At 66.0% G+C, this 23,797-nt stretch carries 22 protein-coding genes and 4 tRNA genes; 25 read left to right on the top strand and 1 reads right to left on the bottom strand.

The window, feature by feature from the left end; translation table 11 throughout:
- Nucleotides 1-73: 73 nt before the first annotated feature.
- Complete coding sequence (locus tag ACT89H_RS17555; protein ID WP_445109691.1) at nt 74-565, bottom strand: YajQ family cyclic di-GMP-binding protein; 492 nt, start codon at nt 563-565, stop codon at nt 74-76.
- 174 nt (nt 566-739) lie between these two features.
- Here ACT89H_RS17555 and ACT89H_RS17560 point away from each other — a divergent pair.
- From ACT89H_RS17560 to rpoB, 25 genes are all read left to right on the top strand, one after another.
- Nucleotides 740-822, top strand: a tRNA-Tyr gene (locus tag ACT89H_RS17560).
- 395 nt (nt 823-1,217) lie between these two features.
- Nucleotides 1,218-1,290 (top strand) — tRNA-Thr (locus ACT89H_RS17565).
- Between the two features lie 76 nt (nt 1,291-1,366).
- Nucleotides 1,367-1,442 (top strand) — tRNA-Met (locus ACT89H_RS17570).
- Between the two features lie 42 nt (nt 1,443-1,484).
- Complete coding sequence (rpmG, locus tag ACT89H_RS17575; RefSeq protein WP_011211653.1) at nt 1,485-1,655, top strand: 50S ribosomal protein L33; 171 nt, start codon at nt 1,485-1,487, stop codon at nt 1,653-1,655.
- A gap of 182 nt (nt 1,656-1,837) precedes the next feature.
- Nucleotides 1,838-2,902: a fused (3R)-hydroxyacyl-ACP dehydratase subunits HadA/HadB gene (locus ACT89H_RS17580; protein WP_445109781.1), complete on the top strand. Its 1,065-nt coding sequence runs from the start codon at nt 1,838-1,840 to the stop codon at nt 2,900-2,902.
- A gap of 221 nt (nt 2,903-3,123) precedes the next feature.
- Nucleotides 3,124-3,196, top strand: a tRNA-Trp gene (locus ACT89H_RS17585).
- A gap of 108 nt (nt 3,197-3,304) precedes the next feature.
- Entirely contained in the window at nt 3,305-3,703 is a 399-nt protein-coding gene (secE, locus tag ACT89H_RS17590) for a preprotein translocase subunit SecE (RefSeq protein ID WP_445109692.1), read from the top strand.
- 119 nt (nt 3,704-3,822) lie between these two features.
- Nucleotides 3,823-4,611: a transcription termination/antitermination protein NusG gene (nusG, locus tag ACT89H_RS17595; RefSeq protein WP_445109782.1), complete on the top strand. Its 789-nt coding sequence runs from the start codon at nt 3,823-3,825 to the stop codon at nt 4,609-4,611.
- 96 nt (nt 4,612-4,707) lie between these two features.
- On the top strand, nt 4,708-5,142 hold the full coding sequence (gene rplK / locus ACT89H_RS17600) for a 50S ribosomal protein L11 (RefSeq protein ID WP_357734485.1): 435 nt from the start codon (nt 4,708-4,710) through the stop codon (nt 5,140-5,142).
- Nucleotides 5,143-5,293: 151 nt separating this feature from the next.
- On the top strand, nt 5,294-6,007 hold the full coding sequence (gene rplA / locus ACT89H_RS17605; RefSeq protein WP_039802007.1) for a 50S ribosomal protein L1: 714 nt from the start codon (nt 5,294-5,296) through the stop codon (nt 6,005-6,007).
- A gap of 98 nt (nt 6,008-6,105) precedes the next feature.
- Nucleotides 6,106-6,645 (top strand): NADPH-dependent FMN reductase, encoded by a 540-nt coding sequence (locus tag ACT89H_RS17610; RefSeq protein ID WP_445109693.1) that lies wholly within the window; start codon nt 6,106-6,108, stop codon nt 6,643-6,645.
- Nucleotides 6,646-7,070: 425 nt separating this feature from the next.
- A complete protein-coding gene (gene rplJ / locus ACT89H_RS17615) occupies nt 7,071-7,610 on the top strand; it encodes a 50S ribosomal protein L10 (RefSeq protein WP_445109694.1) in 540 nt (179 codons plus the stop codon).
- Nucleotides 7,611-7,666: 56 nt separating this feature from the next.
- Nucleotides 7,667-8,047 (top strand): 50S ribosomal protein L7/L12, encoded by a 381-nt coding sequence (gene rplL / locus ACT89H_RS17620; RefSeq protein ID WP_062983816.1) that lies wholly within the window; start codon nt 7,667-7,669, stop codon nt 8,045-8,047.
- A 180-nt stretch (nt 8,048-8,227) separates the two neighbouring features.
- The gene (locus ACT89H_RS17625; protein ID WP_445109695.1) at nt 8,228-9,361 is read left to right on the top strand and encodes an ABC transporter ATP-binding protein; all 1,134 of its coding nucleotides are present in this window, start codon (nt 8,228-8,230) and stop codon (nt 9,359-9,361) included.
- Between the two features lie 11 nt (nt 9,362-9,372).
- Complete coding sequence (locus tag ACT89H_RS17630) at nt 9,373-10,167, top strand: MlaE family ABC transporter permease (protein ID WP_445109696.1); 795 nt, start codon at nt 9,373-9,375, stop codon at nt 10,165-10,167.
- 3 nt (nt 10,168-10,170) lie between these two features.
- Entirely contained in the window at nt 10,171-11,034 is an 864-nt protein-coding gene (locus ACT89H_RS17635) for an MlaE family ABC transporter permease (RefSeq protein ID WP_445109697.1), read from the top strand.
- A complete protein-coding gene (locus tag ACT89H_RS17640) occupies nt 11,031-12,380 on the top strand; it encodes an MCE family protein (protein WP_445109698.1) in 1,350 nt (449 codons plus the stop codon). Before ACT89H_RS17635 ends, ACT89H_RS17640 begins: the two co-directional genes overlap by 4 nt.
- Complete coding sequence (locus ACT89H_RS17645) at nt 12,377-13,453, top strand: MCE family protein (RefSeq protein WP_445109699.1); 1,077 nt, start codon at nt 12,377-12,379, stop codon at nt 13,451-13,453. The genes ACT89H_RS17640 and ACT89H_RS17645 overlap by 4 nt, the downstream gene beginning before the upstream one ends.
- Nucleotides 13,453-14,463, top strand: a complete 1,011-nt coding sequence (locus ACT89H_RS17650) for an MCE family protein (RefSeq protein WP_445109700.1) — start codon at nt 13,453-13,455, stop codon at nt 14,461-14,463. The genes ACT89H_RS17645 and ACT89H_RS17650 overlap by 1 nt, the downstream gene beginning before the upstream one ends.
- A 1-nt stretch (nt 14,464) precedes the next feature.
- The gene (locus tag ACT89H_RS17655) at nt 14,465-15,727 is read left to right on the top strand and encodes an MCE family protein (protein WP_445109701.1); all 1,263 of its coding nucleotides are present in this window, start codon (nt 14,465-14,467) and stop codon (nt 15,725-15,727) included.
- Nucleotides 15,724-16,962, top strand: coding sequence for an MCE family protein (locus ACT89H_RS17660; protein ID WP_445109702.1), 1,239 nt, complete (start codon nt 15,724-15,726; stop codon nt 16,960-16,962). The genes ACT89H_RS17655 and ACT89H_RS17660 overlap by 4 nt, the downstream gene beginning before the upstream one ends.
- Nucleotides 16,959-18,200: an MCE family protein gene (locus ACT89H_RS17665; protein ID WP_445109703.1), complete on the top strand. Its 1,242-nt coding sequence runs from the start codon at nt 16,959-16,961 to the stop codon at nt 18,198-18,200. The genes ACT89H_RS17660 and ACT89H_RS17665 overlap by 4 nt, the downstream gene beginning before the upstream one ends.
- A gap of 106 nt (nt 18,201-18,306) precedes the next feature.
- Nucleotides 18,307-19,041 (top strand): hypothetical protein, encoded by a 735-nt coding sequence (locus ACT89H_RS17670; RefSeq protein ID WP_445109704.1) that lies wholly within the window; start codon nt 18,307-18,309, stop codon nt 19,039-19,041.
- 10 nt (nt 19,042-19,051) lie between these two features.
- Nucleotides 19,052-19,783 carry a hypothetical protein gene (locus ACT89H_RS17675; protein ID WP_445109705.1) on the top strand — a complete coding sequence of 244 codons (732 nt, stop codon included), beginning with the start codon at nt 19,052-19,054 and terminating at the stop codon, nt 19,781-19,783.
- A gap of 410 nt (nt 19,784-20,193) precedes the next feature.
- Nucleotides 20,194-23,700: a DNA-directed RNA polymerase subunit beta gene (gene rpoB / locus ACT89H_RS17680; RefSeq protein WP_445109706.1), complete on the top strand. Its 3,507-nt coding sequence runs from the start codon at nt 20,194-20,196 to the stop codon at nt 23,698-23,700.
- Nucleotides 23,701-23,797 lie beyond the last annotated feature (97 nt).

Below are 23,797 nucleotides of genomic sequence, written 5' to 3' on the forward strand. Positions count from 1 at the left end.
CGGATTGCTCGTGCGCAGGCGCGATGGCGGCGCGCGGTGCACGCCACCGACCCGGTCGCGCTGCCGCAGGCGTTCAGCGGTAGTTGACGAACTGCAGTGCTATCCCGAAATCCTCGCCCTTCAGCAGGGCGATGACGGCCTGCAGATCGTCGCGCTTCTTGCTGCTCACCCGCAGCTCATCGCCCTGGATCTGCGCCTTCACGCCCTTGGGGCCTTCGTCCCGGATCTTCTTGGAGATCTTCTTCGCGTGCTCGGAGTCGATACCCTGCACCAGCGAACCGGTGATCTTGTACACCTTGCCGGAGGAGACCGGCTCACCGGCGTCGAACGCCTTCAGCGAGATGTCGCGGCGGATCAGCTTCTCCTTGAACACCTCCAGCGCGGCCTTGACCCGCTCCTCCGCCTCCGCGGTGAGCACGATCTTGTCCTCGCCGGACCATTCGATCGACGCGCCGGTGCCGCGGAAGTCGTAGCGGGTGTCGAGCTCCTTCTCCGCCTGATGCAGGGCGTTGTCGACCTCCTGCCGGTCGACCTTGCTCACAACATCGAAAGACGAATCAGCCACACTGCGCTCCTGTTCTGACGGTCCGACGGGTGAGCTGAACCGGACGCTTCCAGCCCCCGTCTGTTCTACCCGGAGACCCGAGGGTAGTCCCGTCGCACGGCCGATAGCCAGCCGGTTTGCATTCAGGGTGCGGGTTCGATGTATTCTGCTCAGCGCGCCGAATAAAGCGCGAACGGCAGGTTGCCCGAGCGGCCAATGGGAGCAGACTGTAAATCTGTCGGTGAAAGCCTACGTAGGTTCGAATCCTACACCTGCCACTCCGCTCACCAAGCGAGCCCTGTACGCAGAAAGCGCGTACAGGGCTCGCTTCGTAATGTCCTGTGGGGGTGCAACCCCCCCCACGCCCCGCCCGGAGGGGCTTCGCCCCCCGGACCCCCTTTCAGTGGTTGCGTTCGTGCGGAAGTTTCGTTGGGCGTCAGCGAGCGTCGTGACTGCCGGACCAGGCGTGTGTGTCGATCACAGGTGTGTCGGTCACATGTGTGCCGTCGCTCGTGCGCTTCGGTCACTTCGCGTAGGAGATCGCTCGGCCGCTATGGTGAAAAACATGGCTCTGACCACGCGGTTTGGTGCTGAGAGCGGTGAGTGTGTAACCTCGTTCAAGACTTCACCGCGCTGAGGTCGAGCGTTCGAGGCCCGGTGCGGAAGTAGTCATGCCCCCTTAGCTCAGTCGGCAGAGCGTTTCCATGGTAAGGAAAAGGTCAACGGTTCGATTCCGTTAGGGGGCTCGCCGGATTGCCGGTGGTGACCGACTCGGCATCGCTCCCGTAGTGCGGGCTCGGCACCATGGCAATGCGACGCCGTGGCGGTGTAGCTCAGTCGGTAGAGCAAACGACTCATAATCGTTGTGTCGCCGGTTCAAGTCCGGCCATCGCTACCACAACCGATACAAGCCCATCAGGTACCGGAAAGAAGGCATATCGTGGCCGCGAAGTCCACCGATGTCCGGCCAAAGATCACCTTGGCCTGCGAGCAGTGCAAGCACCGCAACTACATCACCAAGAAGAACCGGCGCAACGATCCGGACCGCTTGGAGCTGAAGAAGTTCTGCCCGAACTGCGGCACGCACCGGGCGCATCGCGAATCCCGCTAGTCATCCACGCGTGAACTACCGCGTGATGTAGCACCGGGAGTCGCATCCCGGTATCTCGGGCCGTGGCACCGCGAGGGCCGGACAACTGTCCGGCCCTGACGCATTTCACGGTGTGGGTGCGGTGGTGAGCGCTCCGCGGACTCCGGGTGACGGGGTCAGATAGGTACAGTCCTCCCGTGACAATCAACACCGGTACAGACGAAGCGGTCCAGACGCGCGAGGCGCTCGACCCTGCGACGAACGCCGCGGCGATGGTCGGTCACCACTACCGCGTCGACGACTACTACGAGGTCGGCCGCGAGAAGGTGCGTGAATACGCCCGCGCCGTGCAGGACTACCACCCGGTGCACTGGGACGAGGACGCGGCACAGGAGTACGGGTACGACAACCTGCTCGCGCCGGTCACCTTCATCTCTCTGGTCGGGATTCTGGCCCAGCGCAAATTGTTCGAAGAGGTCGTCACCGGCTATGACCTCAGCCAGATCATGCAGACCGACCAGATCCTGGAGTTCCATCGTCCGATCAAGGTCGGCGACCAGCTCACCTGCGATGTCCACCTGCACTCGTTCCGGCAGGCCTTCGGCGGCGACATCATCGTCACCAAGAACATCGTCACCGCGCAGAACGACGAACTGGTGCTCACCACCTACACCACCCTCGTCGGCCGCAGCGGCGGTGATATCGACCCGAACCTCAACGCCGCCGTCCGCAACGTGCTCATGCACGGCATCGGCGAGGACGCGCCGGGGCACCGCCCGCGCTCGCTCGCGGTGACCCAGGCGCCCGTGGCGGTCGTGCCGCCCGCGAACGGGGTGCGCACGAAGCAGGCCATCCGGTTCGGGGACGTCTCGGTGGGCGACGAGCTGCCCGCACGCATCGTCCGGCTCACCCGCGGCGATCTGGTGAACTACGCGGGCGTCTCCGGTGACGCCAACCCGATCCACTGGAGCGACGAGGTCGTGAAGCTGGTCGGCCTGGACAACGTGGTCGCGCACGGCATGCTGACCATGGGCCTCGGCGGTGGTTTCGTCACCTCGTGGCTCGGTGATCCCGGTGCGATCAAGGAGTACAACGTCCGCTTCACCAGTCCGGTCTACGTCGGCTCCGACGAGGCCGCCGAAGTCGAGTACACCGGTAAGGTGAAATCGGTCGATCCGGAGACCAGGACCGCGGTCGTGGCCATTGTGGCGAAGGCGGGGGGAAGGAAGATCTTCGGCCGCGCCACCGCGACGGTGCAACTGGCCTGACCTGCTACAGCGACCCGGATTGGCTAATGGCGCGCACGGTAACGTACACTCAGGTTTCTGGGGTCGCCAGCCGCTGCGCGCTGCTCTGAGAGGCTGGTTCCAGGCGGTCCGGATGGATCGCCGACGGGGCCGGCAACTGCCGGAGCGGCGCGCGTGTTGTGTGACACCAGACCACAACTGAATATCGAACAGTGGTTGGACGGCCGACATCGTCCGACCAAAGGGGCGTAGCTCAACTGGCAGAGCAGCGGTCTCCAAAACCGCAGGTTGCAGGTTCAAGTCCTGTCGCCCCTGCCCTGGATGCCAGCGACGAGAGAGGATCGACGTGAGCGAGCGTAGCGAGCGAGCCATTGGCACAGCGCGCATCGCGCACGACGGCACCGAGCGTAGCGAGGAGATGGCGTGAGCGACGAGCGGGACATTCGCCGCGGCGCACATGCCGCCGACGAAGGCGATGACACCGCCGCAGCGACACGGCCGAGCGGAAAGCGGTCCGCGCGGCGGACTCGCACCGGGTCCTCGCAGGTCGACACGGGCGCTATCGCCACGCTCGACCGTCCGTCGCGGAAGGCAACCAAGGCGACCGATCGGGCCGAACGCAAGAAGTCGGGTAATCCGTTCAAGCGTTTGATCAAGTTCCTGCGTGAGGTCATCGCGGAACTGCGGAAGGTGATCTGGCCCAACCGGAAGCAGATGGTCACCTATACGGGCGTTGTTCTGGTGTTCGTGATTTTCATGGTCGCGTTCATCAGCGGATTGGATCTGGCGTTCATCAAGGGTGTCAACTGGCTGTTCGGCTAGCTGAACGACGCCGACGCCGGTAGCCGATCCCGGGGCGGACACGGGTGGAAGTTATTTCGCCGCGCGCCCGGCCCGGCACGCAGAGGATGTACGTGACGACACAGGAAGCGAGTGCCCCAGTGAGCACCCCGGAGAACGACACACAGGACAAGTTCCCGGCCGACGACGCGGTGGCCGAGCCCACCGACTCCGTCGAGGAGTTCGCGACCGACGAGCCCGCGCTCGAGGAATCGGAGCCCGCTGAGCCCGCCCCTGCCGCCGCCGTCGATGCCGAGCCCGCCGATCCGGTCGCCGAGATGAAGGCAGCGCTGCGGCGCGCCCCCGGTGAGTGGTACGTCATCCACTCCTACGCCGGCTATGAGAACAAGGTGAAGGCCAACCTCGAGACTCGCGTGCAGAACCTGGACCTGGAGGACTACATCTTCCAGGTGGAGGTGCCCACCGAAGAGGTCACCGAGATCAAGAACGGACAGCGCAAGCACGTCAACCGCAAGGTGCTGCCCGGTTACATCCTGGTCCGTATGGAGCTCAACGACGAGTCGTGGGGCGCGGTGCGCAACACTCCCGGTGTCACCGGCTTCGTCGGCGCCACCTCGCGGCCGTCTCCGCTGTCCATCGACGACGTGGTGAAGTTCCTCGTTCCGGCCGCGCAGCAGCAGAAGAAGCCCGCAGCGGCGGCCTCCGCCGCGACCCCCGAGAGCGCGGCGGGCGAGGTCGCGCCGAAGCCGGTCATCGAGGTCGACTTCGAGGTCGGCGAGTCGGTGACCGTCATGGACGGACCGTTCGCGACGCTGCCCGCCAGCATCTCCGAGGTCAACGCCGAACAGCAGAAACTGAAGGTGCTCGTGTCGATCTTCGGCCGCGAGACCCCGGTCGAGCTGGCGTTCACTCAGGTCGCGAAGATCTAGACCGGCGCTATCAGCGGCCGGGTGAATTCGCGCGGCCGACGATCGCCGGCACCAGACTTGCAAAGAGCAAGGGACACCAACACCTAGGAAAGAAAGATGCCCCCCAAGAAGAAGAAGCTCGCCGGGATCATCAAGCTCCAGATCCAGGCCGGCCAGGCGAACCCGGCCCCTCCGGTCGGCCCCGCGCTCGGTCAGCACGGCGTCAACATCATGGAGTTCTGCAAGGCGTACAACGCCGCGACCGAGTCGCAGCGTGGCAACGTCATCCCGGTCGAGATCTCGGTGTACGAGGACCGGTCGTTCGACTTCAAGCTGAAGACCCCGCCCGCCGCCAAGCTGCTGCTCAAGGCCGCAGGCGTGCAGAAGGGCTCGGCGGAGCCGCACCGCAACAAGGTCGCCAAGGTGACCATGGACCAGGTGCGCGAGATCGCCAAGACCAAGCAGGAAGATCTGAACGCCAACGACATCGATCAGGCGGCCAAGATCATCGCGGGCACCGCGCGTTCGATGGGCATCACCATCGAGGGCTGAGCGGAATCGCTCCCCGGTGGGAGGGCCGGCCAGGCCCGATAACCACGTCTGAACTACCAACACAGCGGCGCGAGCGACGGGCTCGGAGGCGGAAGCCTGCGTGACCACGGAGAGCCCCGGGCGCGCTGCCGATCGAACAGGACAGAGAATCATGGCAAAACGAAGCAAGGCGTACCTCGCCGCGGCCGAGAAGGTCGATCGCACCAAGCTCTACTCCCCGCTGGCCGCCGCGCGCCTGGCGAAGGAGACCGCCACCACCAAGACCGACGCGACCGTCGAGGTCGCCGTGCGTCTCGGTGTGGATCCCCGCAAGGCCGACCAGATGGTTCGCGGCACGGTCAACCTGCCGCACGGCACCGGTAAGACCGCCCGCGTCATCGTGTTCGCGGCGGGCGAGAAGGCAGCCGAGGCCGAGGCCGCCGGCGCCGACGCCGTCGGCGCCGAGGACCTGATCGAGCGGATCCAGGGCGGCTGGCTGGACTTCGACGCCGCGATCGCCACCCCGGACCAGATGGCCAAGGTCGGCCGGATCGCGCGCGTTCTCGGCCCGCGCGGCCTGATGCCGAACCCGAAGACGGGCACGGTCACCACCGATGTGACCAAGGCCGTCAACGACATCAAGGGCGGCAAGATCAACTTCCGCGTCGACAAGCAGGCCAACCTGCACTTCGTCATCGGCAAGGCGTCCTTCGACGACAGCAAACTGGTGGAGAACTACGGCGCCGCGCTGGACGAGATCCTGCGGGTCAAGCCGTCGACCGCCAAGGGCCGCTACGTCAAGAAGGTGACGGTCTCGACGAACACCGGACCGGGCATCCCGGTGGACCCGAACCGCACCCGCAACCTCCTCGAAGAGGACGCGTAAGTAGCGGCTGAGCCGACCACTACGGCGGGAACGCATTACGCGTTCCCGCCGTAGTGCGTTCGCGGACTATTCCGCCCTGTGGCGCGGTTGGGTTCGATGTGACCGTCGTTCTCTTGATTTCCGGCAGCACCCGCGCCGCCTCCACCAATTCCGCCGCGCTGCGGACCGTCTCGGCTATCGCCCCGGAGGGTGTCGAAACGGTCTGGTACGACGGCCTCGCGGACTTGCCCGCCTTCGACCCGGACGACGACGGCACCGCTCATCCATCCGTCGCCGCGCTCCGCGAACACCTTTCGCGCGCCGCCGCGGTGCTGTTCTGCACTCCCGAATACGCCGGCACGTTGCCGGGCACCCTGAAGAACTTGCTGGACTGGACCGTCGGCGCGGGCGATCTCCATGGCAAACCGGCCGCCTGGATCACTGTCGCGCATCCCGGGCGTGGTGACGGCGCGACCGAGACACTGCGCAGCGTGCTCGGCTATGTCGGAGCCGACATCGCTTCCGCTGCCGTTCGGCGGTTGCCGGTGTTGCGCGAGGACGTCGGCCCGGACGGATTGATCGCCGACGCCGAGTTCCGGTCCGGTGCCGTGGCCGTGCTGCGCGAGCTCGTCCGGCATGCCGAGAGCGCGACGCCGTGAGAAACGCCCTCCGAGACCGCCCTCCATTCGGTGGTTGGGCCGGGTAGCGGAATACCGAATACCATTCGCCGCACAACGATTCGGCGGCCGGACGGTTTCGGTCCGGCCTGCGGCCGAGCCCCGTTTTGGCAGATGGGAACCCGTGCGGGTACATTGGATGTCAGTTATCGACGAGTTCGATCGCTACCCAATCCGTTCTACCGAAGACCGTTGGTCGCCGACCCCGCATGGGTTCGGTCGAAGGTCCGGCGACATTGCCGGCGGCCCACGCAGGGAGAGCCGAGGCTGGGAATTGATCCGGGTACGCACCGGGTCGGTTTTCTGTTGCGCCCCGGAACGCTCTGCGTTCGGGGCGTTTGTTTTGTCGCCGGCCCCTGATCGGTAGTTCGCGTATACGAACCGACCAATCAGAGAGGAGGCGAAGTATGGCAAAACCCGAGAAGGTCACCGCGGTCGAGGAGATCACGGAGCAGTTCAAGAGCTCGACGGCCACCGTCGTCACGGAATACCGTGGCCTGTCGGTCGGCAAGCTCACCGAGCTGCGGCGTGCGCTCGGCTCCGACGCCACCTACTCCGTCGCCAAGAACACCCTGGTCAAGCGTGCCGCCGCTGAGGCGGGCGTGGAAGGTCTGGACGATCTGTTCGTCGGGCCGACCGCGATCACCTTCATCACGGGTGAGCCGGTCAACGCGGCCAAGGCCCTGAAGACCTTCGCGAAGGACAACAAGGCGCTCATCATCAAGGGCGGCTACATGGACGGCGCTCCGCTGTCCGTGGCCGAGGTCGAGCGGATCGCCGACCTGGAGACCCGCGAGGTGCTGCTGGCCAAGCTGGCGGGCGCGCTCAAGGGCAACCTCACCAAGGCCGCCGGTCTGTTCAACGCTCCCGCCTCGCAGGTGGCCCGCCTGGCCGCCGCGCTGCAGGAGAAGAAGCAGGCCGAAGAAGGCGCAGCGGCCGCCGAGTAATACCCGGGCGGCACGACGCGCCCGCATAGACATCAACTACCGAAAGGAACACAACCATGGCCAACGTTGACGAACTGCTCGAGACCTTCGGCAACATGACCCTGCTCGAGCTGTCGGACTTCGTGAAGAAGTTCGAGGAGAAGTTCGAGGTCACCGCGGCTGCTCCGGTCGCCGTCGCCGCTGTCGGCGGTGCCGCCGCTCCGGCCGAGGCCGCCGAGGAGCAGGACGAGTTCGACGTCATCCTCGAGGGTGCCGGCGACAAGAAGATCCAGGTCATCAAGGTGGTCCGCGAGATCGTCTCCGGCCTGGGCCTGAAGGAAGCCAAGGACCTGGTCGAGAGCGCCCCGAAGCCGATCCTGGAGAAGGTCGCCAAGGAGGCCGCCGAGGCCGCCAAGGCGAAGCTGGAAGAGGCCGGCGCCAAGGTCTCGGTCAAGTAATTCACGACCGAACACGCGGAGCGGGCGATCCCCTATGGGGGATCGCCCGTTTGCGTTTCTGGCAAACCCGCCGCTATCGCCGATACCGAAAGGATTGCGGAGTTACCACGTCGTCAAGTTGGGGTGTGCCCGATCTGTCCCATGCGTTACAGTGACCGAACCCACACGTGACGGACCGCGATGACCGAGCGCGTGGTTCGCCGGTGGGGCAGTTCGCGGAGAATCGTGGAGGTTGGCGTGGGCGTCGAGGTCAGGACCGAGAGTGTGACCAAGTCTTTCGGTTCCCAGCGCATTTGGCAGGACGTGTCGTTGACGTTGCCTTCGGGTGAGGTGAGCGCGTTGCTGGGGCCGTCGGGTACCGGTAAGTCGGTGTTCTTGAAGTCGCTGATCGGTCTGCTGCGTCCGGAACGTGGTTCGATCTTCATCGATGGCACGGATATCACGACATGCTCGAACAAGGAGCTGTACGAGATCCGGAAGCTGTTCGGGGTGTTGTTCCAGGATGGTGCGTTGTTCGGGTCGATGAACCTGTTCGACAACGTGGCCTTCCCGCTGCGGGAGCACACCAAGAAGAGCGAATCCGAGATCAAGAAGATCGTGATGGAGAAGCTGGAGTTGACCGGTCTGCTCGGGGCCGAGGGCAAGCTGCCCGGTGAGATCTCCGGTGGTATGCGCAAGCGGGCGGGGTTGGCGCGGGCGTTGGTGCTGGATCCGCAGATCATTCTGGTGGATGAGCCGGACTCGGGTCTGGATCCGGTGCGTACCTCGTATCTGTCGCAGTTGCTGATCGATATCAACGCGCAGATCGATGCGACGATCCTGATCGTCACGCACAACATCAACCTGGCGCGGACGGTGCCGGACAACATCGGGATGTTGTTCCGTCGTCAGTTGGTGATGTTCGGTCCGCGGGAGGTGCTGTTGACTTCGGAGGAGCCGGTGGTCAAGCAGTTCCTGAACGGCCGGATGATCGGGCCGATCGGTATGTCGGAAGAGAAGGACGAGGCGCAGATGGCGCGGGAGCAGGCGTTGGTGGACGCCGGGCATCATCATGGTGGCGCCGAGGAGGTGGAGGGCATCATCCCGCAGATGCGCGCGACCCCGGGGATGCCGGTGCGTCAGGCGGTGTTGCGGCGTAAGGAACGGGTGCGCGAGATCATGCACACGCTGCCGCACGCCGCGCAGGTCGCGATCCGCGAATCACTTGCCGACAACGACGATACGCAGGTGATGGCATACAACGGCGGCGACCTGGCCAATTATCAAGGTGGTGCGTTCGAAAGCACCGTGCGACACAACACAACTAACGGGTAACGTCTGCGACCGTGAATTCGACCCTGGCGCGATTGCGAACTCCCCTGGAGTCGGGGTTTGCCCAGGCCGGCAACATATTTGCGCTGCTGCTCGACGTTTTGCGGAAGACATTCCGCCGTCCCTTCGAGTTGCGGGAATTCATCGAGCAGTCGTGGTTCATCGCGAGTGTCTCGATCCTGCCCAGCGCTCTGGTCGCGATTCCGTTCGGCGCGGTCGTGGCATTGCAGACGGGCTCGTTGATCAAGCAACTCGGCGCGGAGTCCTTCACCGGCGCGACCAGTGTGCTGGCGACCGTCCAGCAGGCGGCTCCCGTCGTGACGGCTCTGATCATCGCGGGCGCGGCCGGGTCGGCGGTGGCCGCCGATCTCGGCTCGCGCACCATCCGTGAGGAGATCGACGCGATGGAAGTGCTCGGCATCGATCCGGTGCGAAAGCTGGTGGTACCGCGCGTACTCGGCATGATGCTGGTGGCACTGCTGCTCAACGGCCTGGTGTCGGTGGTCGGCATCGCGGGCGGCTACTTCTTCAACGTCTTGCTGCAGGGCGGTACCCCGGGCGCTTACCTGGCGTCGTTCTCCGCCCTCGCCCAGCTGCCCGACCTGTGGATCGGCGAGATCAAGGCGGCGATTTTCGGTCTGCTCGCCGGCGTCATCGCCGCGTACAAGGGGTTGCATCCCAAGGGAGGCCCGAAAGGAGTCGGTGACGCGGTGAACCAATCCGTGGTGATCACGTTCATGGTGCTGTTCTTCGTGAACCTCATCCTGACCATGGTGTACCTACAGGTCGTCCCGGCCAAGGGTGCCTGACGGATGGCCACGTCATACCGAAGCCCGGTCGCCAAGTCCATGCGCCGGGCGGGCCGGGTCGCTCGGATGCCGCTCGATGTCATCGATCGCGCGGGCGAGCAGATGTCGTTCTACACGCGGGCCATCGCATGGATCCCGCGGACCGCGGTGCACTACCGCAAGGAAGTCATGCGGCTGCTGGCCGAGGTCACCTTCGGCACCGGCGCGCTGGCGGTGATCGGTGGCACCATCGGCGTCATCGTGTTCATGTCCGGCTCCGTCGGCGTCGTCGTCGGCCTGCAGGGCTTCAAGGCCCTCGACGCGCTCGGCAGCTCGGTGCTCACCGGCTTCCTCACCGCCTATATCAACACCCGGGAGATCGCGCCGTTGGTCGCCGCGCTCGCGCTCTCGGCTACGGTCGGTTGCGGTTTCACCGCGCAGCTGGGCGCCATGCGGATCTCCGAGGAGATCGACGCGCTCGAGGTGATGGCGGTCCCCGGCGTGCCGTTCCTCGTGACCAGCCGGGTGATCGCCGGGTTCCTCGCGGTGATCCCGCTCTACATCGTCGGGTTGCTCGGCACGTTCATCGCCTCGCGCACGATCAGCATCTGGTTCAACGGGCAATCCAGCGGGTCCTACGACCACTACTTCAGTTTGTTCCTGCCACCGCAGGACGTGCTGTATTCGTTTCTCAAGGTGCTGGTCTTCGCGTTCGTGATCATCATGGTGCACTGCTACTACGGGTTCCACGCCACCGGCGGGCCCGCGGGCGTCGGCGTCGCGGTCGGTCGCGCGGTCCGCGCCGCGATCGTCCTGGTGAACGTGCTCGATTTCTTCCTCAGCCTCGCGATCTGGGGCACCACCACCACCGTGCGGGTGGCCGGATGAGCCGCACCCAAGCCTGGCGCTCGACCGCGAAGCTACGAACTCGAGCGCTGGGGATCACGTTCTTCGTCGTGGTCGCGCTGTTCCTGTGGACCACCGTGGCGATCTACAACAAGCAATTCGTGAAAACGGTGCACGTAAATCTGATCACCGACAGCGTGGGTAACGCGCTCACCCGCAACGCGGACGTGAAGGTGCGCGGCATCACCGTCGGCGAGGTGCGCTCGAGCAGTTCCGAAGGCGGCGAGGTGACCTTGAACCTGGCCATCGACCCCGACAAGGCGCAGCAGATCCCGAGCAACGCGACCGCGCGCCTGCTACCCAAGACGCTGTTCGGCGAGCGGTATGTGGCCCTGGTGATCCCGGAGAACCGCAGCCCGCAGCATCTGACCGACGGCGTGACCCTGCACCAGGACGCCAGCGGGAACGCCATCGAGTTGAGCAAACTGCTCGACGACGTGCTGCCGTTGCTACAGGCCATCCCGCCGCAGGATCTCGCGGCCACCCTGGGCGCGCTGTCCCAGGCGCTGTCCGGGCGCGGCACCGTTCTCGGCGAGAGCCTGGACCGGCTCGACGACATCTTCCGCCAGGTCAACGTAGTGCTTCCGGACCTGCGGGCCGACCTGCGCAGTTTCGCCGAGGTGGCGGCCACCTACTCCGACGCGGCGCCGCAGCTGATCGAGGCCTTGGACAACCTGCGCACCACCAACGCCACGATCGTGCAGCGTCGCACCGACATCGACGCCCTGTACGCGACGTTGACGCCGACCTCGGCCACCACCACCGAGTTCTTGATCGCCAACCGGGACAACATCATCGATGTGGCCGCCGACTCTCGTCCCGCGCTGGAGCCGTTGGCCTACTACTCGCCGAACTACGCGTGTGCGCTGGCGAACTTCGCGCAGGTGAAGCCACGTATCGACCGGCTCTTCGGCAAGGGCACCGATACCCCGGGTTCCCGAGTGAGCATCGAGCTGACCAACACCCGCGGCAAATACCTGCCCAATCAGGACGAACCGCGCTGGCTGGACACCAGGGGGCCGTGGTGCATCCCCGAGATGCCGTTGGGCGTCGATCCCGGCCAGTACACCGGCGGCCCGAACAACGACGGCTCCTACGCCGTCCCGAGTCGCAACCCCGGTGACCAGCAGACCGGTCATCTGGCGCCGCCGCAGTTCGGCGTCCACCCGGCGAGCAAGATGCCGACGATCGCCGGTTCCCCGATGGAGCAGCAGTCACTCGGCGCGATCTACGGCGCGGCCAACGGCGTCGCCCCTGATCAGGTGCCCGGCTGGGTGACCAGGGCCGGCGCGCCCGCGTTCCGCGGAAGCGAGGTGAGCGTGCGGTGAGGCAGCAGCTACGCGGCCTCGGCGGGCCGCTGACCAAACTGGTCATCTTCGTCGTGGTGACCTTGTTCGTGACCACGGTGCTCGCGCTCTCGATCGCCAACTACAGCGGTGGCGGCACGAAGTTCAAGGCCAGGTTCACCGACGTCACCTCGCTCAATCCCGGTGACGAAGTCCGGATTGCGGGGGTCCGGGTCGGCAAGGTCACCGGTGTATCGATCGTCGACAAGCGCCTGGCCGAGGTGAAATTCGAGCTCACCGACCGGGAGTGGCTGCCGGCCTCGACCACCGCGACGATCAAGTACCGCAACCTGGTCGGCCAGCGCTACATCGCGCTGGAGCAGGGGACCGGGGAACAGGGCAAGAAGCTGAACGAGGGCGGCACCATCCCGCTCGAGCGCACCAGGCCCGCACTCAACCTGACCACGCTGTTCAACGGCTTCCGGCCGCTGTTTCGCACCTTGACCGCCGACGACGTGAACCGGCTCTCCTTCGAGATCATCCAGGTCTTTCAGGGCGAGCAGGGCACCATCCACGATCTGGTCGCGACCACGGCGAACCTGACCAACAAGATCGCCGACAAGGACGCCGTGATCGGTGAGCTGACCCGCAATCTGACCGCGGTGCTGGACACCGTCAACCAGCGCGACGACCAGTTCGATCAGTTGATCGTGAACACCGAGGCGCTGATCAGCGGCCTCAACGCCGATCGTGACACGATCGGCCGCTCGGTGACCTCGCTGGCCGACCTGACCTCGGCGACCTCGGATCTGCTGGTCCCGGTGCGTCCGACGTTGCAAGGGTCGATCGCGGGTCTGAGCCAGTTGACCGGCACGCTCGACGAGCGCCACGACGAGGTGAACGAAGCGCTCACCAACCTGCCGCTCAAAATGGAGAAGCTCGGGCGCGCCGCGAGTTACGGCTCCTGGTTCCAGTTCTATCTGTGCGGCATCGACATCGTCGTCGGGCCGGGTGCCGTCGACGCGCCGCAGCTCAACCTGCCCGCGGGCCTGCCGACGATCAACCAGCCGCTGTACACCAACGCCGCGCCGCGCTGCCATGGGAAGGCTCGCTGATGGAGGATCGCGTTCTGCTCGGCAAGCGCAGCCCGGCGTTCCTGGGCGCGCTCGGCATCGCCGTCGTGTTGTTGGTGACCGTGTCGGCGTTCTTCCTGGATCGGCTGCCGATCATCGGCGCGGGGACCAAGTACACCGCGGAATTCCGCGAGGCGGCCGGTCTGAGGAAGGGCAACGAGGTCCGGGTGGCGGGCGTCAAGGTCGGTTCGGTGTCCGATGTCCGGCTCGACGGTGACCGCGTGGTCGTGGACTTCCGCACCAAGGACACCTGGATCGGCAACGAGACCACCGCGTCCATTCAGATCAAGACGCTGCTCGGCCAGAAGTATCTGGCACTCGACCCGAGAGGCTCGCGGCCGGCCGATCCCAGTTCCCGGATTCCGCTCTCGCGCACGGTTTCCCCGTACGACGTGGTGGACGCGTTCACCGACGCCGCGCGGACCATCGATCAGATCGACACCACGCAGCTGGCCAAGAGCATGCAGGTGCTGTCGGACGCCTTCGAGACGACGCCGCCGGAGATCCGCGGCTCCATCGACGGCGTCGCCCGGCTGTCGGAGACGCTGGCCAAACGCGATCAGGAGCTGAAGAGGCTGTTCGCCGCGACCAGGCAGACCACGCAGATCCTCGCCGACCGCAACGCCCAGTTCGAGCGGCTGCTCGCCAACGGCGGCCAGTTGCTCGCCGAACTCAACATCCGGCAGCAATCCATCAAGCAGTTGCTGTCGGGCGCCCAGACGGTCTCCGCGGAGTTGAGCGCGCTCGTGCACGACAACGAGGAGCAGATCGGACCCGCGCTGAAGAACCTGCGCGCCGCCATCGATCTGCTCAACGACAATCAGCAGAACGTCTCGAAGACGCTGGAACTCGCGGCGCCGTTCTACGGCCTCTATGCCAGCGTGCTCGGTACCGGACGCTGGTTCGACGCGGTGATCGTCAACGTGTTGCCGCCCGCACTGCCCGAAATCCCCGGCTACCGTCAGCCGATCCGCACCCTGGGAGGTAACTGACGTGGCGGACAACTGGCGTAGCGATGGTGCGGTGCGCGGCTCCAGCCGCGGCGCCAAGGTGGGCATCGCGCTGGTCGTCGTGCTCGCCGTGCTGGTGGCGGTGGTGCTGTGGTGGCTGTTCAACCGGCTGACCACCACCAAGATCACCGCGTACTTCGATCGCTCGGTCGGCATTTACGAGGGCTCGGACGTGCGCATTCTCGGCGTTCCCGTCGGCTCGGTGGCGTCGGTCGAGCCGCAGGGCGATCAGGTGAAGATCGTGATGAGCGTGGACCGCAAGTTCGACGTGCCCGCGGACGCGCGAGCCGCCCAGATCACGCCGTCCATCGTGTCGGACCGCTACATCCAGCTCACCCCGGTCTACACCGGCGGCCCGAAAATGGCGCGCAACGCGACCATTCCACGCGAGCGCACGGCGACGCCCGTGGAAGTCGACCAGCTGTACAAGAGCATCACCGAACTCTCCGACGCGCTGGGGCCCAAGGGGGCCAACGCCGACGGAGCTGTGAACGAACTGGTGCGCACCGGTGCGGCGAACCTGTCGGGCAACGGCGAGGCGCTGGCCAACAGTCTGACCCAGCTGTCGAGGGCGGCCCGCTATCTGTCGGAGGCGCGCGGCGACATCTTCGACACGGTCAAGAACCTGCAGGTCTTCATCACCATGCTGGCCCAGAACGACCAGCAGGTCCGGCAGTTCAATACTCAGCTGGCCGACCTGTCGACGTTCCTCGCCGCCGAGCGGCAGGATCTGGGCGCGGCGCTGAATCTGCTGTCGATCGCGCTGGGTGACGTCGCCCGTTTCATCGACGACAACCGGGACCTGATCGCGAGCAACGCCGACAAGCTGACCCAGCTCACCAAGACGCTGTCCGATCAGCGCAACGACGTTGCCGCGCTGCTGCCGGTCCTGCCGCTGGCGTTGAGCAACCTGATCAACGTGCACAACGCCGAATCGGGCACCCTCGACATGCGCGCGAACTTCCCCGAACTGCAGGACCCGTTCGGCGTGGTGTGCAAGATGCTCGACCTGTCCAAGCTGATGCCGGGCGATCCCGAGTTCGAGGCGCTCGGCAGGCAGCTGCGGCCGGTCCTCGACCACTGCAAGGAGATCACCGACCAGATCACCGCCGGGGTGCGGACCCCGACCCTGAACCTGCCCTTCGGCATCCTCAGCGGCGAGAATCAGCAGCGTGACCCGGTGCCGGGCACGGTGCCTGGCACGCCGTCGGACCGGCTTCCGCCGTCCCAGGGAGGACCGCGATGAGCATTCGAAACCGTTCGCTCGCACGCGGTTTCGGCGCGGCGCTGGCGCTCGGCCTGACCGGCGCGCTGATCACATCGTGCGCCTCCGACGGCATCTACAGCGTGCCGCTGCCCGGTGGCGCCGACGTGGGCGAGCATCCGATGCACATCGACATCCAGTTCGACGATGTCCTCGACCTCGTGCCGCAGTCGGCGGTGAAGGTCGAGGGCGTGCCGGTCGGCCGGGTCGAGAAGATCAGCATCGGCAAGGATCAGTGGACGGCCACGGTGCGCACGGTGGTCAACTCGTCGGTGAACCTGCCCGCGAACGCGCGGGCCGAGGTCCGGCAGTCGAACCTGCTGGGTGAGAAGTTCATCGAGCTCGCCAAACCCGCGGCCGATCCGGAACCCGAGCGGCTGGCCGACGGCTCGGTGATCCCGGTCGACCGAACCCGGCACGCCACCGAGGTCGAGCAGGTGCTCGGCGCGCTGTCGCTGCTGCTCAACGGCGGTGGCGTCGCGCAGTTGCAGCCGATCGTGACCGAGCTGAACAAGACCCTCGGCGGTCGTGAAGACCGGGTGCGCTCGTTGATCGAGCAGGCGAACACGCTGATCGACGGCCTGAACCAGCAGGTCGACGACATCACTCGCGCACTGGACGGCCTCGACGTGCTCAGCAGCCGGGTGAGCAAGCAGACCGGTCAGATCGGCAAGATCCTCGATGAGCTGCCCAAGGGTATCCAGATCCTGGAACAGCAGCGCCCGCAATTGGTCGCCCTGCTCGCCCAGCTGGACCGGCTCGGCGAAGCCGGCTTCGACGTGCTGAACACCGCGAAGGACGACCTGATCCGCGACCTGACCTCGCTGCGGCCCACGCTGCAGGAGCTGGGTCGGTCGGCGCCGGATCTGGTCACCGCCCTTCCGTTGATCCCGACCTACCCGTTCCCCGACTCGGCGCTGGAGAGCACCTTCGGCGGCAGCGTGAACACGTGGTTGTCGGTGGATCAGCAGATCGGCGTCACGCTCAGCAATCTAGGTGTCGGCAAACCCGACCCGGTGTACATCCCGCCGGTGGGTCCGCCCGTGCCGGTGAACCCGACCAACCCGTACTACAACGGCAACGGCCCGCGTCCGGGCTGGCCCACGGTGTCGATCCTGCCGCTGCCCCCGCTGATGGCGCAGCCGCCCGCGCCCGGCGTGCCCGATCCGGTCGGGGCGATCCTCGAGCAACTCGGTGTAGGGAGTGGTCCGCGATGACGCGTCTGGTGCGGTGGCAGCTCATCGCGTTCGTGGTCATCGCGGTGCTCGGCGTCGTGTACGTCGGCGGCAAGTACATCCGGCTCGACCACATGTTCGGGCTCAACCAGTACACGGTGAAGCTGCGCGCGGCGCAGACCGGCGGCATCTACCAGGGCGCCGAGGTGACCTATCGCGGCGTCCCGGTCGGCCGGGTCGGTGAACTGGAACTCACCGGCGAGGGCGTGCTGATGAACCTCGTTATCGACTCGAGCGCGCCGAAGATCCCGGCGTCGGCGAAAGCCGTGGTCGCCAACCGGTCCGCGATCGGTGAGCAGTACGTCGACCTGCAGCCCGATTCCGACGCGGGTCCCTACCTGCGGGACAACTCCGTGATCACCTCGGCGACCTTGCCGGTGTCGGTGGAGCAGTTGGTGTCCAGCGTGGACACCTTCGCGAGCTCGGTGGACCTGAACGCGCTCAACACGACGGTGCGCGAATTGGGCAACGCGCTCGACGGCAAGGGCGACGACCTGCAGGTGCTGATCGACTCGCTGAACACGTTCACCGAGACCTTCCACGCGACGCTGCCGCAGACCATCCAGCTGATCCGCGACGGCCGTATCGCCCTCGGCACGCAGGCCGAGCAGTCCGCGGCGATCCGCGAATTCAGCGACGGCCTGGACAAGCTCACCGCCCAGTTGCGTTCCAGCGACCCCGACGTGCGCAGGCTCATCGGCACCGGAACCGACGCGGGTGAGCAGATCGGCGCGTTGCTCGAGCAGAGCGGCGGCTCGCTCACCCAGGACCTGTTCAACCTGCGGCTGTTGTTGCAGGCGATCTCGCCGAAGTTCTACGCGATCAAGCCCCTGCTGCAGATGCTTCCGCAGCTGTCGATCGGCGGTTCCTCCACCGCGCCCGGCGACGGGACCAGCCACTTCGGCCTGGTGCTGGAGACCAACAATCCGCCCGCCTGTACCGTGGGCTACGAAGGTACGCATCGGATTCTCGAACAGATGAAGGCGCAGAACCCGAACTTCGACGACACGCGCGACGAGTTCCCGTTCAACAAGGCCGCCAAATGTCTTGTGCCATTCGGTAATCCGACCGCCGTCCGGGGTGGCGAGCGAGCTGAGCTCGCCGATCCGGCCATCGTTCAGCCCTGGGACTCCAACCCCAAAACCGATCCGGAGAAGCTGAACCTGACCCCGGTGGCCGTGCAGTTGTCGACCCTGCTGGGGGTCACGCCGAAGCGGTGACCAGGAACAATGACGTTAGGGTGTCTCGCGTGAGTGACTGGAGCGAGCGAACCGCGGGCAGGCCGCCGTGGAGCGCGACCGAGCCGACCGACGGCGAGGCGCTGTCGTGACCGCCGATCTGACCAAGCAGTCCGACGCGGCGGCGCGCACACCGGGCTCCGTGACGACGGCGGCGCAGACGCCTGCCGCGAAGTCCGACCGTCGGAAGGCCGCCGACCGCACCGTCGAGCCCGAGCGCCCCGGTGGTGGCTCCGTGCTCGCTCGTGTGGCCTTCGGCTGCTCCGCCGTGCTGCTGGTGATCGCGTTGATCGGCGCCGCATGGTTCGGCGCGGGCTGGGTGCGGGCCGCGTTCACCGACGGCCCGCGCGTGGACGCCAGGGACGCCGCGCTGGACGCCGCGCGCCAAGCCGCGCTGAACATGACCTCGATGAATCCGGACGACGTACCCGGCTCACTGGCGCTGTCTCGATCCTCGATGACCGGCGCGCTGCTGGACTCGGCCACGAAGAACAAGGACCAAGCCGAGCGGATGGCGCGGCAGAGCGGGGTCGCGATGACCTCGAAGGTGCTCGGCGCCGCGCTCACCTCGCTCAACAGCGAGGAAGACAATGCCTCCGCGCTGGTCGTGCTGCAGGTCACCGAGAAGGGCAAGGACAAGCCGCCCGCCGACTACCGCTACACCTGGACCGTCGACCTGACCAAGGACGGCGAGGTGTGGAAAGCGGAGCAGATCTCCTCGCTCAGCCAGCCGGTATTGCTGAGCGGCGGACCCGCCGCGCAGCCGCCCGCGCCGGCGCCGGCGGCCGACCAGCCGCCCGCCGCGCCGAAGCCGGGATCGTAGGAGGACACCCATGACCTCTCGCCGACCGGTCAACCGGGTCACCTCCAAGCGCAGGCCCACCACGGAACCGTCGCGTACCGCGTCCGCGCGCGCCGAACGGCCCGCGCCGGCCCGCAAACCACGCGTGGCGGGCGTTTCCCGGCCCGCCACGGAATCGCAAACCCCCCGCGCCGAACAGAACCGTGCGGGTGCGTCACGATGGCGCAAGATCGTTTCGCCTGGCACCGACCGGCCACGGCGGCGCCCAACTGGACGGCCGCGCTGGGGCATCACCGCGGCCCTGCTGATCGCCGCGCTCCTCCTGGGCGGTTTCGCCTGGCTCGCCGCGCGACGGCCCGGCGTGGACACGTCGAATCAGGCCTACGTGGACAACGCGGCCACGCAAGAGGTGCGCGCGGCCGCCGACAACGCGTTGCGGACCGTCTACGCCTATGACGTGAAGAACATCGACGGCTATCGGGACACGGCGAAGCAGGTGCTCACCGGAAAGATGCTCGCCGATCTGGACAAGTACGCCGGTACCACCATTTCGGCGGTCAAGCAGGCGCAGACCAGCGCCGACGCGAAAGCGGACCCGATTGCTGTGACATTGCTCACCAATGATCGCGCGGAGCTGATCGTCAATTTGGTGGTGAGCGCGACCAAGGACGGCGTGGCGCAGCAGAGCGTCTCGGGCCCCGTGGTCCTGCAGATGCAGAAGGTGAACGGTCGCTGGTTGGCCAGCGACATCGTGGACCGGTAACGGCTACCACATCGGCTGGGATGACGCAGCGCGGCAGGCGATCTCGACGGCGCCCCGGCCGGGCCCGCCACTTGACGAGTTTCGCCCGAACCGTCACGCTATTCACAACAGCGGCAGCTGTCACACTGGCTTCCAGTGCACCGCGCCCGAAGGACGCAGCCAGCGAATTCGGCCCGGCGCGGCAGCCATGTGGACGATCGCGCGGGTGGTACTTTGACACCCCCGTGTACTTGGGTGTAGGTTTGGACGTTGCGCTGGCTGCCTCCTGTCCATACCTCGATTTGCACACGTAAGTTCACCCTTCCGGTGTTACTTCCGTTGTTGCCTGTTCGAGTTTCGTTCGGGTAGTAACCAGCGGAATTCGTAGCAGACAGAGCGACGGTCGCGGACCACCACGCGACGCGCATGAGGTGCTGGAAGGACGCATCTTGGCAGTCTCCACCCAGACCAAGGCAGTTGCCGGAATCCCCGGAGCCCCGTTGCGGGTGTCTTTCGCGAAGATCCGCGAACCCTTGGAGGTGCCCGGGCTTCTCGATCTACAAACGGAATCGTTCGCCTGGTTGATCGGTTCGCCGGATTGGCGCGAGCGTGCGGCGGCTCGCGGCGACGTCGGCCTAGTCGGTGGCCTCGAGGAGGTGCTCGAGGAGCTCTCCCCGATCGAGGACTTCTCCGGCTCCATGTCCCTGTCCTTCTCCGATCCGCGCTTCGAGGAGGTCAAGGCCTCGATCGATGAGTGCAAAGACAAGGACATGACGTATGCGGCTCCGTTGTTCGTGACGGCGGAGTTCATCAACAACAACACCGGTGAGATCAAGAGCCAGACGGTCTTCATGGGTGATTTCCCGATGATGACCGATAAGGGCACGTTCATCATCAACGGCACCGAGCGGGTTGTGGTGTCGCAGTTGGTGCGTTCGCCGGGTGTCTATTTCGATCACACGGTCGACAAGGGCACGGAGAAGGATCTGCACAGTGTGCGGGTCATCCCGTCGCGTGGCGCGTGGCTGGAGTTCGACGTGGACAAGCGCGACACCGTGGGTGTGCGCATCGACCGCAAGCGCCGCCAGCCGGTCACCGTGCTGCTCAAGGCGCTGGGGTGGACCACCGAGGAGATCGTCGAGCGTTTCGGCTTCTCCGAGATCATGATGTCGACCCTGGAGAAGGACAACACCGCCGGTCAGGACGAGGCGCTGCTGGACATCTACCGCAAGCTGCGTCCGGGTGAGCCGCCGACGAAGGAGTCCGCGCAGACCCTGTTGGAGAACCTGTTCTTCAAGGAGAAGCGCTACGACCTGGCGCGCGTGGGCCGGTACAAGATCAACAAGAAGCTCGGCATCCACCTGGGCGAGCAGGTCGTCGGTGCGGTGTTGACGAAGGAAGACATCGTCAACACCATCGAATACCTGGTGCGCCTGCACACGGGTGACAAGACCATGACCGCCCCCGGTGGCGTCGAGGTCCCGGTGGAAGTGGACGACATCGACCACTTCGGCAACCGTCGTCTGCGCACTGTCGGCGAGCTGATCCAGAACCAGATCCGGGTCGGCCTGTCCCGGATGGAGCGCGTGGTCCGCGAGCGGATGACCACCCAGGACGTCGAGGCGATCACGCCGCAGACCCTGATCAACATCCGTCCGGTCGTCGCCGCGATCAAGGAGTTCTTCGGAACGTCCCAGCTGTCGCAGTTCATGGACCAGAACAACCCGCTGTCGGGCCTGACCCACAAGCGCCGCCTTTCGGCGCTGGGCCCGGGTGGTCTGTCCCGGGAGCGCGCCGGTCTGGAAGTCCGTGACGTCCACCCGTCGCACTACGGCCGCATGTGCCCGATCGAGACCCCGGAAGGCCCGAACATCGGCCTGATCGGTTCGCTGTCGGTCTACGCGCGGGTCAACCCGTTCGGTTTCATCGAGACCCCGTACCGCAAGGTCGTCGACGGCCGGGTCACCGACGAGGTGGTCTACCTGACCGCCGACGAAGAGGACCGCCACGTGCGCGCCCAGGCGAACTCGCCGGTCGGCGCGGACGGCCGCTTCCTCGAGGATCGGGTCCTGTGCCGCCGCGGCAACGAGGAGAACGAGCTCGTCGCCGCCGCCGAGGTGGACTTCATGGACGTCTCGCCGCGTCAGATGGTGTCGGTCGCGACCGCGATGATCCCGTTCCTCGAGCACGACGACGCCAACCGCGCCCTGATGGGTGCGAACATGCAGCGTCAGGCGGTTCCGCTGATCCGTTCCGAGGCGCCGATCGTGGGCACCGGGATGGAGCTGCGCGCCGCGGTCGATGCCGGTGACGTGGTGGTGAACGAGAAGGCCGGTGTGGTCGAGGAGGTCTCCGCCGACTACGTCACCGTGATGGCCGACGACGGTACGCGCAAGAGCTACCGGATGCGGAAGTTCGCTCGGTCCAATCAGGGCACGTGTGCCAACCAGCGTCCGATCGTGGACGAGGGTCAGCGGGTGGAGCGTGGTCAGGTTCTGGCTGATGGGCCGTGCACCGAGAACGGTGAGATGGCGCTGGGTAAGAACTTGCTGGTGGCGATCATGCCGTGGGAGGGGCATAACTACGAGGACGCGATCATCCTGTCGCAGCGGTTGGTGGAGCAGGACGTTCTCACCTCGATTCATATCGAGGAGCACGAGATCGACGCGCGCGACACCAAGTTGGGTGCCGAGGAGATCACGCGGGATATCCCGAATGTCTCCGATGAGGTGCTGGCGGATCTGGACGAGCGTGGCATCGTGCGCATCGGTGCGGAGGTGCGGGATGGGGACATCCTGGTCGGCAAGGTGACGCCGAAGGGTGAGACCGAGCTGACGCCGGAGGAGCGGCTGTTGCGGGCGATCTTCGGAGAGAAGGCCCGGGAGGTGCGTGACACGTCGTTGAAGGTGCCCCACGGTGAGTCCGGCAAGGTGATCGGTATCCGGGTGTTCTCCCGGGAGGACGATGATGATCTACCGCCGGGTGTCAACGAGTTGGTGCGGGTGTATGTGGCGCAGAAGCGCAAGATCCAGGACGGTGACAAGCTCGCGGGCCGGCACGGTAACAAGGGTGTGATCGGCAAGATCCTGCCGACCGAGGACATGCCGTTCCTGCCGGACGGCACTCCGGTCGACATCATCCTCAACACTCATGGTGTGCCGCGTCGGATGAACATCGGCCAGATCCTGGAAACCCATCTGGGGTGGATCGGTAAAGCGGGCTGGAAGGTCGACCTCGCCGGTGACGGCACCCGCCCGGAGTGGGCGGCGGCGTTGCCGGAGGAGATGCTGGGCGCTCCGGCCGACTCCAACATCGCCACACCCGTCTTCGACGGTGCCCGCGAGGAGGAGCTGACCGGTCTGCTGTCCTCGACGCTGCCCAACCGGGACGGTGAGCGCATGGTCGACGACGACGGTAAGGCGACGTTGTTCGACGGTCGGTCGGGTGAGCCGTTCCCGTACCCGGTGGCGGTCGGTTACATGTACATCCTGAAGCTGCACCACCTGGTCGACGACAAGATCCACGCGCGTTCGACCGGTCCGTACTCGATGATCACCCAGCAGCCGCTGGGTGGTAAGGCGCAGTTCGGTGGTCAGCGTTTCGGTGAGATGGAGTGCTGGGCCATGCAGGCCTACGGTGCGGCGTACACGCTGCAGGAACTGCTGACCATCAAGTCCGACGACGTGGTCGGTCGTGTGAAGGTCTACGAAGCGATCGTCAAGGGCGAGAACATCCCGGAGCCGGGCATTCCGGAATCGTTCAAGGTCCTGCTCAAGGAACTCCAGTCGCTGTGCCTCAACGTCGAAGTGCTGTCGTCCGACGGCGCCGCGATCGAGTTGCGCGAAGGCGAGGACGAGGACCTGGAGCGCGCCGCGGCCAACCTCGGCATCAACCTGTCGAGGAACGAAGCCGCCACCGTCGACGATCTGGCGAACTAGGCGGTCGGCCGGATGCCGTCATCGCACGGCATCCGGCCTCCCGCAACGGATTACCCAACTAGTGAACTTTTGCTCGAATTCGACCCGCACAGGGGAA

Source organism: Nocardia aegles (assembly GCF_052545135.1).

Coding starts and splice junctions, on each gene's coding strand:
- rplK (WP_357734485.1), top strand. CDS start 4,708: ATGCCCCCCAAGAAGAAGAAGCTCGCCGGGATCATCAAGCTCCAGATC.
- rplL (WP_062983816.1), top strand. CDS start 7,667: ATGGCCAACGTTGACGAACTGCTCGAGACCTTCGGCAACATGACCCTG.
- ACT89H_RS17675 (WP_445109705.1), top strand. CDS start 19,052: ATGACCTCTCGCCGACCGGTCAACCGGGTCACCTCCAAGCGCAGGCCC.
- ACT89H_RS17650 (WP_445109700.1), top strand. CDS start 13,453: ATGGAGGATCGCGTTCTGCTCGGCAAGCGCAGCCCGGCGTTCCTGGGC.
- ACT89H_RS17635 (WP_445109697.1), top strand. CDS start 10,171: ATGGCCACGTCATACCGAAGCCCGGTCGCCAAGTCCATGCGCCGGGCG.
- rplJ (WP_445109694.1), top strand. CDS start 7,071: ATGGCAAAACCCGAGAAGGTCACCGCGGTCGAGGAGATCACGGAGCAG.
- rplA (WP_039802007.1), top strand. CDS start 5,294: ATGGCAAAACGAAGCAAGGCGTACCTCGCCGCGGCCGAGAAGGTCGAT.
- ACT89H_RS17625 (WP_445109695.1), top strand. CDS start 8,228: ATGACCGAGCGCGTGGTTCGCCGGTGGGGCAGTTCGCGGAGAATCGTG.
- ACT89H_RS17665 (WP_445109703.1), top strand. CDS start 16,959: ATGACGCGTCTGGTGCGGTGGCAGCTCATCGCGTTCGTGGTCATCGCG.
- ACT89H_RS17640 (WP_445109698.1), top strand. CDS start 11,031: ATGAGCCGCACCCAAGCCTGGCGCTCGACCGCGAAGCTACGAACTCGA.
- ACT89H_RS17660 (WP_445109702.1), top strand. CDS start 15,724: ATGAGCATTCGAAACCGTTCGCTCGCACGCGGTTTCGGCGCGGCGCTG.